The organism is Vibrio sp. 10N.261.51.C6 (assembly GCF_041471785.1).
GTDB lineage: Bacteria > Pseudomonadota > Gammaproteobacteria > Enterobacterales > Vibrionaceae > Vibrio > Vibrio crassostreae_C.
On sequence record NZ_JBFRPB010000156.1, the window covers coordinates 1 to 241 of the forward strand.

Annotated in this window: 2 tRNA genes; both read right to left on the reverse strand. The window is 51.0% G+C overall.

The annotated features are described in order from the left end of the window. Positions 1–61: 61 nt before the first annotated feature. Positions 62–137: transfer RNA gene (locus AB4375_RS21660), tRNA-Ala, on the reverse strand. A gap of 14 nt (positions 138–151) precedes the next feature. Next, positions 152–228: transfer RNA gene (locus AB4375_RS21665), tRNA-Ile, on the reverse strand. Between the last annotated feature and the right edge of the window lie 13 nt (positions 229–241).

A 241-nucleotide genomic window follows, 5' to 3' on the forward strand; every position in this document is an offset into this window, starting at 1 on the left:
TAAAATGAACCATTTTTAAAGACTCTCGTAAGACTTTTTGTCGAACAAGAACGCTTAAAGATGGTGGAGCTATGCGGGATCGAACCGCAGACCTCCTGCGTGCAAGGCAGGCGCTCTCCCAGCTGAGCTATAGCCCCATCTAGGTCGATATTGGTGGGTCTGAGTGGACTTGAACCACCGACCTCCCGCTTATCAGGCGAGCGCTCTAACCAGCTGAGCTACAGACCCAATATCGTCTCTT